The organism is Streptomyces virginiae (genome assembly GCF_040638905.1).
GTDB classification, from domain to species: domain Bacteria; phylum Actinomycetota; class Actinomycetes; order Streptomycetales; family Streptomycetaceae; genus Streptomyces; species Streptomyces virginiae_B.
This window is the reverse complement of the sequence record NZ_JBEZYV010000025.1, coordinates 62405-78126: the sequence shown is the minus strand read 5'-3', so window position 1 is coordinate 78126 and position 15722 is coordinate 62405. Positions and strand designations below refer to the sequence as shown.

The 15722-nt window shown below is 70.7% G+C and carries 16 protein-coding genes; 9 read left to right on the top strand and 7 right to left on the bottom strand.

Annotation, left to right across the window (positions count from 1 at the left end; genetic code table 11):
• Positions 1-21: 21 nt before the first annotated feature.
• Positions 22-1020, bottom strand: coding sequence for a magnesium and cobalt transport protein CorA (locus AB0F82_RS27840; protein WP_362632257.1), 999 nt, complete (start codon positions 1018-1020; stop codon positions 22-24).
• A gap of 135 nt (positions 1021-1155) precedes the next feature.
• Between AB0F82_RS27840 and AB0F82_RS27835 the strand changes: the two genes are divergently transcribed.
• The 3 genes from AB0F82_RS27835 to AB0F82_RS27820 all read left to right on the top strand — a co-directional run bounded on the left by AB0F82_RS27835 (position 1156) and on the right by AB0F82_RS27820 (position 5228).
• Positions 1156-1779 carry a flavodoxin family protein gene (locus AB0F82_RS27835; RefSeq protein ID WP_362632255.1) on the top strand — a complete coding sequence of 208 codons (624 nt, stop codon included), beginning with the start codon at positions 1156-1158 and terminating at the stop codon, positions 1777-1779.
• A gap of 50 nt (positions 1780-1829) precedes the next feature.
• A complete protein-coding gene (locus AB0F82_RS27830; RefSeq protein ID WP_362632253.1) occupies positions 1830-4091 on the top strand; it encodes a catalase in 2262 nt (753 codons plus the stop codon).
• A 771-nt stretch (positions 4092-4862) separates the two neighbouring features.
• Positions 4863-5228: a PRC-barrel domain containing protein gene (locus tag AB0F82_RS27820; RefSeq protein WP_362632251.1), complete on the top strand. Its 366-nt coding sequence runs from the start codon at positions 4863-4865 to the stop codon at positions 5226-5228.
• A 43-nt stretch (positions 5229-5271) separates the two neighbouring features.
• On the opposite strand, the gene AB0F82_RS27815 is transcribed toward AB0F82_RS27820, so the two are convergent.
• Positions 5272-5706, bottom strand: coding sequence for a CBS domain-containing protein (locus AB0F82_RS27815; protein WP_362632249.1), 435 nt, complete (start codon positions 5704-5706; stop codon positions 5272-5274).
• A gap of 158 nt (positions 5707-5864) precedes the next feature.
• Here AB0F82_RS27815 and AB0F82_RS27810 point away from each other — a divergent pair, with 158 nt between their 5' ends.
• On the top strand, positions 5865-7115 hold the full coding sequence (locus tag AB0F82_RS27810) for a cytochrome P450 (RefSeq protein ID WP_362632247.1): 1251 nt from the start codon (positions 5865-5867) through the stop codon (positions 7113-7115).
• A 313-nt stretch (positions 7116-7428) separates the two neighbouring features.
• Positions 7429-7815, top strand: coding sequence for a VOC family protein (locus AB0F82_RS27805; RefSeq protein ID WP_362632245.1), 387 nt, complete (start codon positions 7429-7431; stop codon positions 7813-7815).
• A gap of 64 nt (positions 7816-7879) precedes the next feature.
• Here AB0F82_RS27805 and AB0F82_RS27800 read toward each other — a convergent pair whose 3' ends face one another.
• Positions 7880-8065 (bottom strand): DUF6381 family protein, encoded by a 186-nt coding sequence (locus AB0F82_RS27800; RefSeq protein WP_362632243.1) that lies wholly within the window; start codon positions 8063-8065, stop codon positions 7880-7882.
• Between the two features lie 175 nt (positions 8066-8240).
• On the opposite strand from AB0F82_RS27800, the gene ppk2 reads away from it, so the two are divergent.
• Complete coding sequence (gene ppk2, locus AB0F82_RS27795; protein ID WP_362632241.1) at positions 8241-9209, top strand: polyphosphate kinase 2; 969 nt, start codon at positions 8241-8243, stop codon at positions 9207-9209.
• A 133-nt stretch (positions 9210-9342) separates the two neighbouring features.
• A complete protein-coding gene (locus AB0F82_RS27790) occupies positions 9343-9762 on the top strand; it encodes a hypothetical protein (RefSeq protein ID WP_362632239.1) in 420 nt (139 codons plus the stop codon).
• On the opposite strand, the gene AB0F82_RS27785 is transcribed toward AB0F82_RS27790, so the two are convergent.
• On the bottom strand, positions 9723-10700 hold the full coding sequence (locus AB0F82_RS27785; RefSeq protein ID WP_362632237.1) for a helix-turn-helix transcriptional regulator: 978 nt from the start codon (positions 10698-10700) through the stop codon (positions 9723-9725). The genes AB0F82_RS27790 and AB0F82_RS27785 overlap by 40 nt on opposite strands.
• A 244-nt stretch (positions 10701-10944) precedes the next feature.
• The gene (locus tag AB0F82_RS27780; RefSeq protein WP_362632235.1) at positions 10945-11394 is read right to left on the bottom strand and encodes an SRPBCC family protein; all 450 of its coding nucleotides are present in this window, start codon (positions 11392-11394) and stop codon (positions 10945-10947) included.
• A 207-nt stretch (positions 11395-11601) separates the two neighbouring features.
• On the opposite strand from AB0F82_RS27780, the gene AB0F82_RS27775 reads away from it, so the two are divergent.
• Positions 11602-12210 carry a GNAT family N-acetyltransferase gene (locus tag AB0F82_RS27775; protein WP_362632233.1) on the top strand — a complete coding sequence of 203 codons (609 nt, stop codon included), beginning with the start codon at positions 11602-11604 and terminating at the stop codon, positions 12208-12210.
• A gap of 472 nt (positions 12211-12682) precedes the next feature.
• Here AB0F82_RS27775 and AB0F82_RS27770 read toward each other — a convergent pair whose 3' ends face one another.
• Positions 12683-13249: a hypothetical protein gene (locus tag AB0F82_RS27770; RefSeq protein WP_362632231.1), complete on the bottom strand. Its 567-nt coding sequence runs from the start codon at positions 13247-13249 to the stop codon at positions 12683-12685.
• 683 nt (positions 13250-13932) lie between these two features.
• Here AB0F82_RS27770 and AB0F82_RS27765 point away from each other — a divergent pair.
• Positions 13933-14496, top strand: a complete 564-nt coding sequence (locus AB0F82_RS27765; RefSeq protein ID WP_362632229.1) for a ribosome-inactivating family protein — start codon at positions 13933-13935, stop codon at positions 14494-14496.
• Between the two features lie 164 nt (positions 14497-14660).
• Here AB0F82_RS27765 and AB0F82_RS27760 read toward each other — a convergent pair whose 3' ends face one another.
• A complete protein-coding gene (locus AB0F82_RS27760) occupies positions 14661-15515 on the bottom strand; it encodes a hypothetical protein (protein WP_362632227.1) in 855 nt (284 codons plus the stop codon).
• Positions 15516-15722: the final 207 nt, after the last annotated feature.

Sequence of the window (15722 nt, the reverse complement as noted above, 5' to 3'; positions counted from 1 at the left end):
CGCTGTGGGCAACGGCCGCCCTCAGAGCCAGCCGTTGCGTCGGAAGGCGCGGTAGAGGAAGCCCGACGCCGTCGCCATGAGGCCGACGGCGAGTGGGTAGCCGTAGCTCCAGCCCAGTTCCGGCATGTGCTCGAAGTTCATTCCGTACACGCCGGCGACCATGGTGGGAACGGCGAAGATCGCGGCCCAGGCGGAGATGCGCCTCATGTCGTCGTTCTGCCAGGTGCCGACCCGCGCCTGCTGGGCACCGAGAACCGCGTTGAGCAGTTCGTCGAGGGTCCGCACCTCGGTTTCGGTGCGGTGCAGGTGGTCGGCGACGTCACGGAAGTACGGCAGGACCTTAGACGGGCAGTGGTCCTCGCCGCTCAGGCTGCTCAACAGGCCGGTCAGGACCGGGACCAGCGGCTGGACCGCGTCCCGGAACTCGCGTACCTCCCGTTTCAGGGAGTAGATGTCCTCGGTGTGGTCGACCCGGGAAGGGGAGAAGACGCGGTCCTCCAGCCGTTGGAGTTCGCCGCGCACCGTCTCGGCGGCCTCGCTGTAGGCGTCGACGACGACGTCGAGTACGGCGTGCAGGACCGAGAGGGGGCCGGACCGCAGCATGGCCGGGTCGGCGGCCAGCCGGCCAGCCGCCTCGGCCGTCGGGTCCACTTCGCCGTGCCGGACGGTGAGGACGTAGCGGGGCCCGACGAAGAGCATCAACTCGCCCGTCTCCACGGCCGCTTCCTCCTCCACGTACCAGAGGGTCTTGAGCGCGACGGCCAGTACGTCGCCGAAGCGCTCCCGCTTGGGGCGCTGGCGTGCCTGGACGGCGTCCTCGACCGCCAGGCGGTGCAGGCCGAGTTCCTCGGCCAGCTGCAAGAGTTCTCCTTCCGCCGGGTCCACCAGCCGCACCCAGCCGAATTCGCCGCCTTCCAGTCCCCTCAACCGTTTCAACACCAGCCGGCATGCCTCGTCGTCAAGGCCGCACTCGACGGTTTCCGACCGCCCGGACAGTTCGTCGTACACCACGCATTCCATGGGTCGCACCTGCCCGCATTTCCCAGCGGTGTGCAGTGACGCCCGTCGCGTGGACCCGGGCGCACCGGTCGAGCCAGAGGAACGAGTCCCGTGACGTGCGACATCAATGCCGGGTGCGGGGGTAGCCGGGACACCATGGACCCCAACAGGAGCACTCCGCTGCGCGCTGTCGCGCTCGTCTGCACCCTTACCCCTTCCCCCGCTCCGTCCAGCTCCCAGCTGCTGGCGGAGCAGACGATGGCGGCGCTCGCCGAGCACGGCGTCACGGGCAAGACCATCCGTATCGCCGACCACGACGTGAAACCCGGCGTGCGGACCGACATGGGCGACGGCGACGCCTGGCCGGAGATCCGCGACACCATCCTCGGCACCGACATCCTGGTCCTGTCGACGCCGATCTGGCTCGGGCACCCGTCCAGCATCGCCCAGCGGGTCCTGGAGCGCCTCGACGCGGAGATCTCCGAGAGCGACGACGCGGGCCGCATGCTGACCTACGGCAAGGTCGCCGCGGTCTGCGTCGTCGGCAACGAGGACGGCGCGCACAAGGTCAGCGCCGACCTCTTCCAGGGGCTGAACGACGTCGGTTTCTCCCTCGCCCCGAACGCCGTCACCTACTGGGTCGGCGAGGCCATGCAGGGAACCGACTATAAGGACCTCGACAAGACACCCGAGAAGACCGCCGCCACGACGGCCACGCTCGCCGCGAACACCGCCCACCTGGCCCGACGGCTCAAGGGCGCCCATTACCCGGCGAGCTGACCGGCGGTTGGGCCCCGTGCACGGCCCCGGCGGCCGCAAGGAGAAGGATCATGACGAAGAAGCAGGCAGCGAAGGTATCGAAGACACCGGAGGCCCCGCAGGCAGCCGCCACGGACGACTTGCCGGGCAAGCCGGGCCCCGTGCCGCCGCCCCTGTCCGAGCCGACGGAACCCACCGAGCCACTCCCCCCGAAGGCCGACCAGGACGGCCCGGCCACGGTGAGCCCGACCGGGCAGGTCACGGGGGTGGAGCAGCGGAGTGTGGCGCAGGGCGGGGCGTTCCTGACCACGGCCCAGGGGACGCGCCTGCCCGACACCGATCACTCGCTGAAGGCGGGGGCGCGCGGTCCGGTCCTGCTTCAGGACCACCATCTGCGTGAGAAGATCACGCACTTCGACCACGAGCGGATCCCGGAGCGGGTCGTGCACGCGCGGGGCGCCGCCGCGCACGGCGTGTTCCTCGGCTACGGGACGGCCGGCGAGGTGTCGAAGGCCGCGTTCCTCGCCAAGGACGTGGAGACACCCGTCTTCGTACGGTTCTCCACCGTCCTCGGCTCGCGGGGTTCGGCCGACACCGTGCGCGACACGCGCGGCTTCGCGACGAAGTTCTACACCGACGAGGGCACCTTCGACCTGGTCGGCAACAACATTCCGGTGTTCTTCATCCAGGACGCGGTCAAGTTCCCCGACATCATCCACGCGGGCAAGCCGCATCCGGACCGTGAGATCCCGCAGGCGCAGAGCGCGCACGACACGTTCTGGGACTTCGTGTCCCTGCACACCGAGGCCACCCACCACACCCTCTGGAACATGTCCGACCGCGGGATCCCGAGGTCGTACCGGATGATGGAGGGGTTCGGCGTACACACCTTCCGCCTGGTCAACGCGGCCGACGAGACCGCCCTGGTGAAGTTCCACTGGAAGCCGAAGCTCGGCGTGCACTCCCTGGTCTGGGAGGAAGCGCAGATGATCTCCGGGATGGATCCGGACTTCCACCGCCGCGACCTTTTCGACGCCATCGAGGCGGGCGCCTTCCCCCAGTGGGAACTGGGCATCCAGGTCTTCCCCGACACCCCGGAGCAGACCTTCGAGGGCATCGACCTCCTCGACCCCACCAAGATGGTCCCCGAGGAGCTCTCCCCCGTTCAGCCGATCGGGCTGATGACCCTGAACGCGAACACCAAGAACTACTTCGCCGAAACCGAGCAGGTCGCCTTCCACCCCGGCCACCTGGTGCCGGGCATCGACGTCACGGACGATCCGCTGCTCGCCGGCCGGCTGTTCTCCTATCTCGACACCCAGATCAGCCGGCTCGGCGGCCCCAACTTCGCCCAGATTCCGATCAACAGGCCGCACGCCCCCGTCAACGACATGCTCCGCGACGGCATGCACCAGAGCGCCGTGCACACGGGAACCGCCCCCTACCGGCCCAACAGCCTCGACGGCGGCTGCCCGTTCCTCGCCGGCTCCGACACCGCCGCGTACATCGAGGCGCCCGTACGGATTCCCCAGGCGGCCAAGGTCCGTGAGGCACCGGCGTCCTTCTCGGACCACTTCACGCAGCCGCGCCTGTTCTGGCTCAGCATGACGCCGCCCGAGCGCGAACACATCGTCGCCGCCTACACCTTCGAGCTGAGCAAGTGCTACGAACAGGCCATCAAGGAACGCCAACTGAAGGTCCTGGCGAACATCGATCCGCAGCTCTGCGAGCAGGTCGCCAAGGGCCTGGGGCTTCCGGCCCCCGCAGCCGAAGCACCGCTGGTCGAGACCGAAGCCAGTCCCGCCCTCTCCCAACTGGGCGGTACATGGCCGACGGACGGGCGCGTGATCGGCATCGTCGCCGACGCCGCGGCCGACCTGGACGGCGTACGGTCGGCACGGCAAGCCTGCCTGGACGCCGGCATGGTGCCGCTCATCGTGGCCCCGACCGGTGGCACGCTGGACCCCGACGGCAGCCCGGTGACGGTTCAGCGGACCTTCGCCACCGCCCGTTCCGTCGAGTTCGACGCCCTCCTGCTGGCCGGCGTACCCGAGGCCGGGGCGGACGCCTACGGTGCCCGCGACGCCAAGGCCGCAACGGCCCTGCCCCCTGAGGCACCCGATCCGCGCGTGCTGCTGCTCGTCACCGAGGCGTACCGGCACGGGAAGGCCATCGGCGGTTGGAACGGCGTGGAGGAACTCCTGGTGTCCGCCGGCATCACGGCGGACGAGCCGGGCATCGCGGTCGCCGACAGCAGCACGGCCGCCCTGGACGCGCTCAAGGCGGCGCTGGGCGAACACCGGGCCTGGGACCGGTTCCCCACCGCCCTGTGAGGCACACCCGTACGACCCTGATCGCGCGGGTGCGGTCAGGGTCGTGCCGTGCGGTCAGGCGCGTGACGCGCGGCCCCCACTCAGCGAGCCGAGGGCGGCACGGAGAGGGCCGGCTAGCACTGGTGGCAGAAGGAGCGCAGCGACCGTTGCGGGCTGACGGACGGCGCAACAGGGAGGAGATCCTCGCCGCCGCCGCACGCGTGTTCACGGCGCAGGGGCTGGACACGCAGATGGACCGCATCGCAAGGAGGCGGGCGGGGGCGCGCGACGCTGTACCGGAACTTCGGGGTCTACCGCAACGAGCTGCCGCACCTCTGCCAAAGCGGCCCCCGCTCTGCTGGCGCAGAACCCGCAAAGGAGGCCCTGCGCGCGATCGCCGCGACCGGGGGCAACCCGTACGGCCGAAGCCGGGAAACTGATCGGCTGGTGTGGAGCACCGCGGCCAGGCGGAGCGCCGGCTCGGACCTCACGCTGGACGGCCTCACGATCCGCCCGTGAGGTGACATGGCGGTGCCCCGGCCGCGTGATGGCGGGGGGAAGGCCATCACACGGCTCGGGTCCGCTCGGGAGGTCCGCGCCGCTCACCGCCGCGGACCCCCGTGAAGGCGCTTATGGCCGCTTTCCCCGGACGCAAACTCTCGGAACGCGCATTATTTTCTCCGCGTGGAGCCGGGCCTCCGCGGGCAGGCGCGCCGCCGAGGGGGATTCCTCGAACGCCTGGAGCCCGGAGGGATCCCTATGCACCGTTTCCGAACGAAGGAGTTGTTTCGCATGGCGGAGAACGTGTGGGCCTACCGCGCCGGCATCGACTACCTGGCGGCCGACCTCACCGGCTACGGGGTGGAGGCGCTCGACGGCGCCGTCGGCAAGGTCGACAAGCACTCCGACGAGGTCACCGACGCCTATCTCGTCGTCGACACCGGCGTGTGGATCCTCGGCAAGGAGGTACTGCTGCCGGCCGGCCTGGTGACCCGCATCGACCACACGGCGGAGAAGGTCTATGTGGACCGGACGAAGGACCAGATCAAGGCCGCCCCGGAGTTCCACCGGGACGAGCACCTCGGGAACGCCGAACATCGCGAGACCCTGAGTTCGCACTACCTCTCCGGCATGCCCTTCGGCGTCCCGCCGGCGTGACCGGCGGGCTGACGTCGGCCTGACGGGCGCCGCGCGGCACCCGTCACCGTCCGCGCGCCTCCCCCTCGGCGGCTGCCGCGATGGAGGCGAGCGGCGAGCCCGGGTCCCGTTCGACTTCCAGGTCGCCCAGGGTGACGATGCCGACGAGCTCGCCGCTCCCGGTCTGCACGGGCAGGCGCCGCAGTGCGTGCCGGCGCATGAGGTCGACGGCCTCGTCCACGTGGTCGTCGGGCCCGACCGTGAGCGGTTCGGTGCTGCATATCGCCTGCACGGTGGTCACGGCCGGGTCGCGGTCCTCCGCGAGCGCGCGGACGACGAGGTCCCGGTCCGTGAGGATGCCGCAGAGCCGGCCCTCTTCGACGACCAGTACGTCCCCGATGCCGGCGTCCCGCATCACCCGCGCCGCTTCCGCCAGTGAGGTCAGGCGCTCCACGGTCACCGGGTTGCGCGTCATCACCTCGTGCACTCGTCGGGTCATCGGTCCTCCGATGGTCGAAGCGGCAATGCGGCACGGCACCTGCCGCGCTGCGTCTCCCCCTCCTACGGCGAGGTAGGCCCTACGGTGTGCTTCCAGTATCCGGGTGAAAACGACAGAGCGCGTCGTGTGCGGGCGGCGGCCCCGGGTAACCGCATCCCATGCCGACACTCAAGAACCCTCCGTCCGTATGGACCGACGGCACTCTCCCGCTGCTGGCGCAGGGCTACGCCTGGCTTCCCGACCGCATGCGCGCTTCGCCGGACGGTACGGTCCGTACCCGCCTCCTCGGCCGCCGGACGGTCGCGCTGCGCGGCCCGGAAGCCGTCGCCTTCTTCTACGACGAGCAGCACGTCCAGCGGCGGGCCGCACTCCCGGACCCGGTGCTCGACACGCTGTTCGGGCAGGGCGCCGTGCACACTCTCGACGGGCTCGCCCACCGGGTCCGCAAGTCGATGTTCTTGTCCCTGCTGAAGGACGAGAAGGGCATCGAGTCGCTGCGGGAACACGTTCTCCTGCGTTGGCGAGAGGCCGTGGGCCGGTGGCGGGAGGAGCCGGAGGCGTCGGTGGTCCTCTTCGACGAGGCGGCCAGGGTCCTCGCCCTGGCGGTGTGCGACTGGACCGGCGTACCCGTCACCGGGGCGGCCGGCGCGCAGTTGGCACGGGACTGCGTGGCGATGGTCGACGGATTCGCGACGGCCGGGCCGCGCCATCTGCGCGCCCGGCACGCCCGCAAGCGGCAGGAGGAAGCGCTGGGGCACCTGATCGTCCGTGTGCGCGAGCAGCGGGAGACGGCTCCCGACGGCAGTGCGTTGGACGTGGTCGCCCGGCACCACGACGCCGACGGCGCCCTCCTGGACGCGCATGCGGCGGCCGTGGAGCTGCTGAACATCATCCGGCCGACCGTCGCGATCGCGTGGTTCGTCACGTTCGCCGCGCACGCCCTGCACCGGTGGCCCGAGCACCGCGGCCCGCTCCGCGGCGACGCGTCCGGGCACCTCGCCACCGTTTTCGCCCACGAGGTCCGCCGCTTCTACCCCTTCGCGCCGTTCGTCGGCGGGCTCGCCGCCCGCGATGTGCAGTGGCGCGGCGAAAAGGTTCCGGCGGGCACGCTGCTCCTGCTCGACCTGTACGGGCAGCATCACGACCCGCAGCTGTGGGCCCACCCGTACCGGTTCGATCCCCACCGCTACGGAACCGGGGAGAGCCTGCGCAATCTCATCCCCCAGGGCGGCGGCGAGACGGCGGAGGGGCACCGATGCCCGGGCGAGGACGTCACGGTGACGCTGCTGGCGGCCCTCGTCACGGAGCTGGCCGGGCTCGATGTCAACGTGCCCGACCAGGATCTGACCATCCCGCTGTCCCGGATGCCCACGCTCCCCCGCAGCGGCTTCCGCATCCGCCTCGCGTGAGCGGGGACACGAAGGCGTACAGGGGAGGCGTACGGCCAGACCGAACGGCAGAGGCGGAGCAGGCGTAGGGGCCCCGACCGGCCGGGGGGGATGACCGATCGGGGCGGCCCCAGCCGGCCGGGGGGGAAGGCGGGCCAGGGCGTTCACAGGCGGGGAACGGGAGGGGCGTCGCCTCGCGGCCGAGGGCACTGCACCGGATCGGGCCGGGGGCACCGCCCCTCCCCGCACCCCACACAGGATGAACGGTCAAAGACCTCCGATTTGTTCCCGCAAAGGGTGGCGCTCGGCGTGAAGATCAGAGAGGCTCGCACACATGGTTTCGATAGTGCAGAACGTGGCCGTCGACTGTGCGGATGCCTACGAGCTGGCCCGGTTCTGGAGCAGTGTGACGGACCGGCCGCTGCACCCGGACGTCAAACCAGGTGACCGGGAGACCCTGGTGCTGCTGGCGGAGGGCCCGGTGCTGTACTTCAACCAGGTGCCCGAGCCCAAGACGATCAAAAACCGGATCCATCTCTGCCTGCGGCCCAGGACCACGCGCGACCATGAAGTGGAGCGGCTGCTGGACCTCGGCGCCACCTTCGTCGCCGACCACCGGGAGGCCGACGGCTCGGGCTGGGCGATCCTGGCTGATCCCGAGGGCAACGAATTCTGCGTCCTGCGCGGCGATTGCGACCTGGCTGCCACAGACACCCCCTGAGGGTGGGTGGTGTGTGTCCGGGTCCGGCGGACCCGGGGTCGTCCGACCAGGGTCCGCCGGACACCTACATCGGGTCCATCGTGGCGCTTTCCGGGCCACCCAGCTCCTGGCACTTCGCGCGCAGGCTCACAGCCTTCTCCATCAGCCGCTCCCGCTCCGCGGGATCACCGGCCCGCTGTGCTTCCAGTTCCAGTTCCTCCGCCTGCTGCCGCAGCTTCCCGACCTCACTCGCCTGCTTGTCACCGCTCACGTTCAGTCCTCCTCCAGCACGTGTGGTGGGATCCGCCGGTCCTGCGCGTCGATCCCGGTGTAGCGGACGCGTTCTTGCTCCTGTTGTGCCCCTGCCCTGCCCCTGCCGGGCCAACCGCCGACAACGGAGGCACCAGCTGCGCCATACGTGTCCGCGGTCCGGGTAGACGCGTGGCGTGAATGATCCTCATCCCCACCGGCAGGCGTCCGACGACCTGCTCTCCGGCCTGAGCGTGGACGACCGCCGGCCGGAGCAGCCCGTCCTGCTGGACGCGTCCGGCGCGCCCATCCGTACCTGGCAGGAGAACTATCCGTACGACCGCAAGGTCAGACGACGGGAGTACGAGCGGACGAAACGGATCCTGCAGATCGAACTGCTGAAGATGCAGCGCTGGGTCCGGGAGACCGGTGCCCGGCTGGTGGTGATCTGCGAGGGCCGGGACGCGGCAGGCAAGGGCGGCACGATCCAGCGCTTCACCGAGCGGCTGAACCCGCGCGGGGCGCGCATCGTCGCCCTGGCCAAGCCGACCGAGCGGGAAGCGGGCCAGTGGTACTTCCAGCGGTACGTCGACCATCTGCCGGCCGCCGGTGAGATCGTCTTCTTCGACCGCTCCTGGTACAACCGCGCCGGCGTCGAGAAGGTCATGGGGTTCTGCACGCCGGAACAGTACGAGCTGTTCCTGCGGCAGTGCCCGGCCTTCGAGGCCATGCTCGTGGAGGACGGAGTGCTGTTGGTCAAGTTCTGGTTCTCGGTGTCGCGCGCCGAGCAGCGCACCCGCTTCGCGATCCGCCAGGTCGATCCGGTGCGGCAGTGGAAGCTGTCGCCCACGGACCTGGCCTCCCTGGACCTGTGGGACGCCTACACCGCTGCCAAGGTGGCCATGTTCCGTGCGACCGACACCGCTCACGCGCCGTGGACGGTGGTCAAGAGCAACGACAAGCGGCGAGGCCGTCTGGAGGCCATGCGCAGCCTGCTGCGGCGCATCGACTACGACCGCAAGGACGCGGATGCGGTAGGCCGTCCCGACAGCCTCATCGTCGGCGCCGCCGACACGCTCCTGGAGCCCGGCGAGGAACCCGCCGACCTCTCCCCCACCCCTCTGGCAGGCCCGACCCTCGGGCCCGGCCTGCATCCCGACTCCTGACTGCTCGGGCCGCGGTCGGATCGGCGCACCGGGCGCGACCGGGTCGGGAGACCGCGTCGTTTTCCGGATGCCGCCCCGGGATCCCTTCGCAAAGTGGCTTTTGCCGCGGGCGCCGGCTCGCTGAAGTGGATGCATGCAACCCACACAGGCCGTAACGGACGCCGATCTCCCGAAGGAAGGAGGCGACGACGAGTGCGAGCGGGTCAGGCGGGTCCTGTGCCGCGCCGGGTTCGACACCACGACGCCTACGGAGGACGGCCTGCGGGTGTGGACGGCCCCCGAGGGGGTGATGGTGGGGTGGGTAGCCCGTGAGGTGCTGCGGCCCACCGTCCAGATACACGGACATGAGGAGGATATCGGCCGGCTCACCGCCCTGGCCGGTCTGCACAAGGCGCTCCGGACGGCCCTCGCCGTGATCCTGCGCGAGGCGGGCCTCGACGCCTCCGTGCACGGGGAACACCTCGTCGTCGTCCGGCCCGCGGACGCCCGACCCCGGTACGCCGGCCGGACCGGTCAGGATCCGGCGAGCGCGTCCCGGGGAGGGAGTCCGTAGGCCTCGCGGTAGGCGGCGGCGAAGCGCCCCTGGTGGTGGAAGCCCCACCGGTGGGCGATGGCCGTGACCGTGTCCCGTGTGGGGTCCGCCGCGACGAGATCCGCGTGCGCGTGCGCCAGGCGTACGCGGCGCAGGTGGGCCATGGGGGTCGAGCCGAGGTGGCGTCGGAAGGCGTACTGGAGAGCCCGTGGGGTGACGCTGGCGGCGGCAGCCACATCGGCCAGGCCGATTTCGGCCGCGGGGTTCGACTCGATGAACGCGACGGCGCGACGGGCGGTCTCGGACGTCGCGTCGCGGGTGTCCGCGAGGACGGGCTCGGGGTCGGCGTCGGTGGAGAAGGCGGCCAGGACGGTGGCGGCGAGCAGCCTGACGGCGGCGTCGACCACCAGGGGTGCGCTGCCCGTCGGCAGGGCCAGGACGCTCGCTTCGACGTAGTCGACGGTCCGCTTCCACTGGTCGGCCATGGCGCGGGAGACGGGGGTGAAGCGGGTGAAGCGCAGCGGGCGGGCCTTCTGTCCGGTCGGGTGGCCCGCGGCCTCCCGTACCTGTGCGAGCGGCACCGTCACGGCCCGCAGGTCGGCGTGGTAAACGCGGCCCGTGTAGGGGAGGTGGGGCTGCGAGATCGCCAGGACGTCGCCCGGGCCGGCCTGGGTGACGTCGTCCTCGCACTCCCGGACCATGCGGCCGCCGACGACGTGCGTGATGGCCACGGCGCCGAGGGGGTCGGTGGCGTAGGAGTACTCCGTCGGCAGTGCCAGCGTACTGAGCGACAGCGGGCCGACGCTGGTGCGGGAGTACTGGAACGGGCGGTGGGGTGCGGGCGTGCGCATGCGCAGGCTCGTGCCGTATGCCGTCTTCAACCAGTCGCAGGCGACGTCGACTTCGGTGGTCCGGAAGCTCTGCTCACCCGGCGACCTCCCCTGCAGTTGCTGTGGCATGGCAACGGACATCCTATGGCGCGGCGGAGCGCGGCACGGATGAGCAGCGCGATATCAGGGTAGATCGGCCGGCGGACACGGCGTGCGGGTTCGAATCAACGGGGATGTCCTGCTCCGGGTCGCACGGAAGGCCAAGACGCACGCGCGACCGAGCCGTGCGGCGCGCCGAGTCGGGCGGAGCCGTGCGCGCCGGCGGCTTCCCGCGTGCACAGCCCCGATACGGCCCGGCGTCCTGGGCGTGGTGTCAGACCTGGCCGCGCCACGCGCCGGAGGCGGAGCCGCGGTCCTCGATGAAGTGCTTGAAGCGCTGCAGGTCGCCCTTGACCTGCCGGTCGACGAAGCCGAGCTTGTCCCCGATGTTCTCCGCCATCCCCTCAGGGTCGAAGTCCATCATCAACGTGACCTGCGTACGGGACGGATCGAGGGGCTGGAAGGTGACCAGGCCCGACTGCTCGCTCTGCCCGCCCACGGTCACCCAGGCGACTTTGGTGTCGGGGATCTGCTCGGTGATCTCCGCGTCGAACTCCCGTTCCACACCGGCGATCTTCGTCACCCAGTGCGTGAGCGTGTCACTGCGCTGCTCGATCCGCTGCACGCCGTCCATGAACTGCGGGAAGGACTCGAACTGCGTCCACTGGTCGTACGCGGTGCGGATCGGCACGTTGACCTCGACGGATTCCTTGACCTGCGACATTCTCCACCTCCTGGGTGTCTGCTGCGGCCCCGGACCCGGTGCCGGGCCACCGCCGGTTGCACGGCCGGGCACTCCCTCCATCCGTGCCCTGCCACGCCGCGCCTGCCCCACCCCGCGAACGGCACACACCGAACGTGCCGCTCCTATTGGGCCACACGGCCCGAGACCAGGAGGCCGGCGGTCGCTCCGCGACGGCATCATGTCCGCATGGACGCCACCCCGAGCACCGCCGCCGTGACCGTGACCGTAACCGAACTCCTCACCGAGCGGGTGCGGTTGCGCGCGGCGCACGACGGGGACGTCCCGGACCTGATCACCCTCCGGACCGACCCACGGATCCGCGCGCACCTCGGCGGCCCCCGCCCGCGCGCCGCCGTGGAGGCGTACTTCTCGGAACACGGCGTCGCGCCGCTAGCGAACACCCCCGGCGCCTACGTCATCGCCGACCGCCGGACGGACCGGCTTCTCGGCACCCTCACCCTCGACCGCCGCTCCGCGGACCGCCCCGGCCACGTGGAAGCGAACGGCTCGGAACTGGAGCTCAGCTACGTGCTCCGCCCCGACGCCTGGGGTGCCGGGCTAGCGGAGGAGGCCGCCCGGGCCCTGCTGCGGGCAGCCGCGGGCGAACTGCCGGACCAGCCCGTCCTGGTCGTCTCCCAGACGGCCAACGAACGTTCCCTGCGGCTTGCCGCCCGGCTCGGGTTCCGGCCCGTCGGCGGCCTGGAGGAGTTCGGGGCCGCCCAGACCCTCGCCACGGCGCCCCTGAGCGCGTTCGCCGGCCGTCTGGAGGACGGGGATCCGACCGAGGTGGCTTGAAGCACGTTCAAGGCATCGGATCCCGGGGGAGGCGCGATCCCCCTCGTGGTCGCGGCCACGGCAGTTGCTCGCGGTACTCGTCAAAGTAGCGTCGGCCGCCCGAAGGGCGGGGCCGGCGGGGCCTGGAGCGTGCGTGCCAGGCCCCACCGGCCAGGCGGGACTTTGACGACACGGCCCAGGGCCAGCGGCTTCGACACATTCGCACGCAGGCTGACCCACCGTCCGGTCAGCTCAAGCGCCGACGCTGACGGACCTTTTCAGGGCGGCCATGAACGGGCTCGACCGGTGTGCCGCCGAGGGCCCCGGCGGTCCTCGGGCTACCTGCGCGGTGAAGGTCCGGCGCCCGCGGATGGCGGAGCCGACCCAGCGATGCCGTACCGCGGTCACGCTCTCCTCGGTGGGATCCGGCACCAGGAGTTCGGCGCCGTCGGCGGGAGTTGAGCCTGCCGTCTTCCGGTTCAGGACGAACGGGTCACGGAGCCGTGGGCCGTTCCCCGTCCGCTCGGTTCGCGATGGCTGTCGCCCAGGCGCGGAAGGCGTCCCGCTCCCGCTGCGGGATCCGCAGTTCTTCGGGGACCGAGGTGCCGAAGGCCGCGTCCAGCAGGTCGGCCAGGCCGAGGTGGCTCCAGTCCCAGCGCACGGCGTTGTAGGCCGCCATGAGCGGCCCGACGCGTTCCCGGATCCGGGCCGTCTCGTCGGCGTCCAGGCCGGCCGCGGCCAGACGCTCCAGGGTCGCCACCCTCCCGCCGTGGGTGGACTCGGTGTCGAGGAACGGTTCGAGCAGGTCACCCCAAACGTCGGGCCGGGCCCGCGGCGGGATGCCGTTGGCCGCGCAGAACCGCCGCAACCCGGCCCGGTGGGCGGCCGACACGAAGAGGATCTCCCCGGCGAGCGTCCGGATCTCCGGCGGCGCGGCGTCCGGGTCGGCCTCCCGTACGGCGGCGGCGCTCAGGACCCCGGCGGGGGCGTCCGCGCCCGGCAGCCCCGCCAGCCCCGCCAGCAGGACGCGGTCGCCGTCGAAGAGGGGGTCGTGGCTCACCGAGCCATCCTCGCCCACGGCGCCCCGGGCCGGAAGAGCGTGAGCAGGCGGGGCCCTCCGCATAGGGACGGCCGGCCGGCGCTGTCGACGTGCTCACGAGAACGGGCGCTCCATGGCCAAGTACCCTTCCCCGGAGTGGCGTTCATGGAATCACTCGGGACGTTGTTCATGGCCGCGGCCGTGGGGGTCCGCTGGCAGGCATGCTGGGCGGTGTGATCGCCGTTGCGGCCGCCACACGCCGGCGCCGCCGGGTGAGGAGAGCACTGATCACGAGAGAGGCGTCTGATCGATCGCCGACTGCGGGCGGAGGCACTGCCCGTCGCCTCGTCGCCTCGTCGCCCGTCGGCGGCCAGGTCCGCGGGGCTGCCGGTGACTGTATCCCTGTCCCGCCACCCTTCTGGCGCGAGCGGCCGCAATAGGGGCGAAATGCCCGCAGTAAGGGCTCCGGGATCAGGCTGATTTCTTAGCATCAGAGGTCAACAATTCTCCCGGCCACCACCCGGGCGACTACAAAGGAGCCCATCGAACCGGACCCGACACCGACGGGGTGATAAACCCGTGGGCGGTCGGAATGATGGCGAAGGTGGTGGTGTGCATGCGCGAGTGCAGCACGATCGAAGCGATTGCGGTCAGATTACTCACTGAAAGCCCGAGTCCGGGACCTCTCCCCTGAGGGGCCGGACATGCTGATGCCGATCCTGTTCTCCCCGGCACAAGCCTCGGCCGACGAGTACCGCTCCCTGACGTCGACCATCCGGTCGAAAGCGGAAGATGCGCAGGGATTCTTCGGCGGAGACGGGCGCAAGGAGGGCGAAATGCCTCACCTTCCCCTCCATATCCAATTGCGGGGGCTGTTCATCGAGCTCTTCATCGAGCTCCGCCCGCGCAATACGAGCCTCCGTATCTCCGGGTTCCGGAAACTCTTCGAGAGCGGCCAGGCACCGCCTGAGGCGTCCGTCCATCACGTGCGGGACTCGACTGCGCCGCAGGAACTCCCCCGTACGGAAACCCTGCCGTTCGGCGGAAGCCGTGCCGACCTGGAGACGGCCGCCGCCGTCCGGCGTGCCGGGATCCTGATCGGGCGCCGGCCCCTGAGCCTCGCGGTGATCCGGTTGCACCAGAACTGCGATCCGCGGAGCACCGCTTACGGGATGCTCGTGCTCTCGGAGATGCTCTGTGAGGCCGCCCGATACCCCGCCCTGGCCGATGCGATGTCACGCCTCTGGGTCACCGGAGGACGACTGTAGTCCGCCACGGCCACTGCGTTCCCCCTGCACCCACTGACCGGAGGCGTTGGGGCGCCGAAGGAGAAAGAACGCCGCTGCTCGGCAGGCCGGGGCGGAAAGCGCCGCCCCGGCCTTCGCCGTCCGCACCTCGTTGCGCGAACAAACGGGCCGCGGTGTCTGCCGGCTCAGGTCGACGGCACGCTGTCGTCTGCGTCATGCCGGTGAGCATGGCCGGATGCAGGGGGCTCGGGAACTTCCACGACTTCCACGACCTCCGCGTCCACAACCCGGTGCGTCGGTTTCGCCAGGTCCAGGCCGGACAGGTGCCGCTTGAGTCTTTTGGCCATGGGCAGGTAGGTCGCCAGAGTCAGCCCGCCGGAAACGACGGCCCCGACGACGGGGATGGCCTTCGAGACGGTCCTCGCGAAGGTTTGCTTCGTCATCTGGACGCCGAGATAGCCGGCGACCTTCTTCACGATGGGATAGATGACGCCCTGGGTGAGTGCCTTCTGCGGCAGCTTCTTCGCGACCTCCTTCGACATCATTCCCGCGACCTTCCCCACGGCGGCGTTCGCCGATTGGGTGCCGAACATCACGCCGATGAAGAGCGTGAGCACTCCCTTGGTCGCGTCATCGAGGTCGTCGTTCTCGCCGGAGAACAGATCGGGCCAGCTGTAGAGGTAGGCGAGCTTCTGCGCGATGCGCAGCATGTGGCCGAAGTACTGGGCCACGTCGGCAGGCACAGTGGCGGGAAGGAAGAGCAGGCCAGGTATGCCTGCAGCCGCGGAAAGGGCGCTGGCCTTGGTGGTTTCGTAGCTGATCGAGTCGTTGGCCGCTTTGTCCAGGACCTCGACAGGGATACCCGCCGCTGCGGGGGTCTCCTCGATTGCTCGACGGATTTGTTCCTCGGAGCATTGGCGGCCCAGTGCCTGCCGGAGGTACACCTCCCTGCTGATACGCACGCCGGGTAGGTTCGCTGCCCGCACCAGGGCTGCGGAAAAGCGCAGCTCCGGGTTTTCGATGCCTTTGCTCGTGGCCATGGCAGGAACCTACAGCAGCCGGGGGACGCGGCGCGGCCTTTCCAATCACCCCGCCGTGTGCGGCAGTTGTGTCCCCTACGGTCAGGGCGGCTGATGCGGGAGTGCGTCAGGTGGAGGGAGCGCACGCAGGCGGCCAGCGCCCGGCCGGCTTCCGCCCGGGCCTCGTCGCTGCGGCCGAGACCGTGCAGGGAGATAACCCTGCGGAGC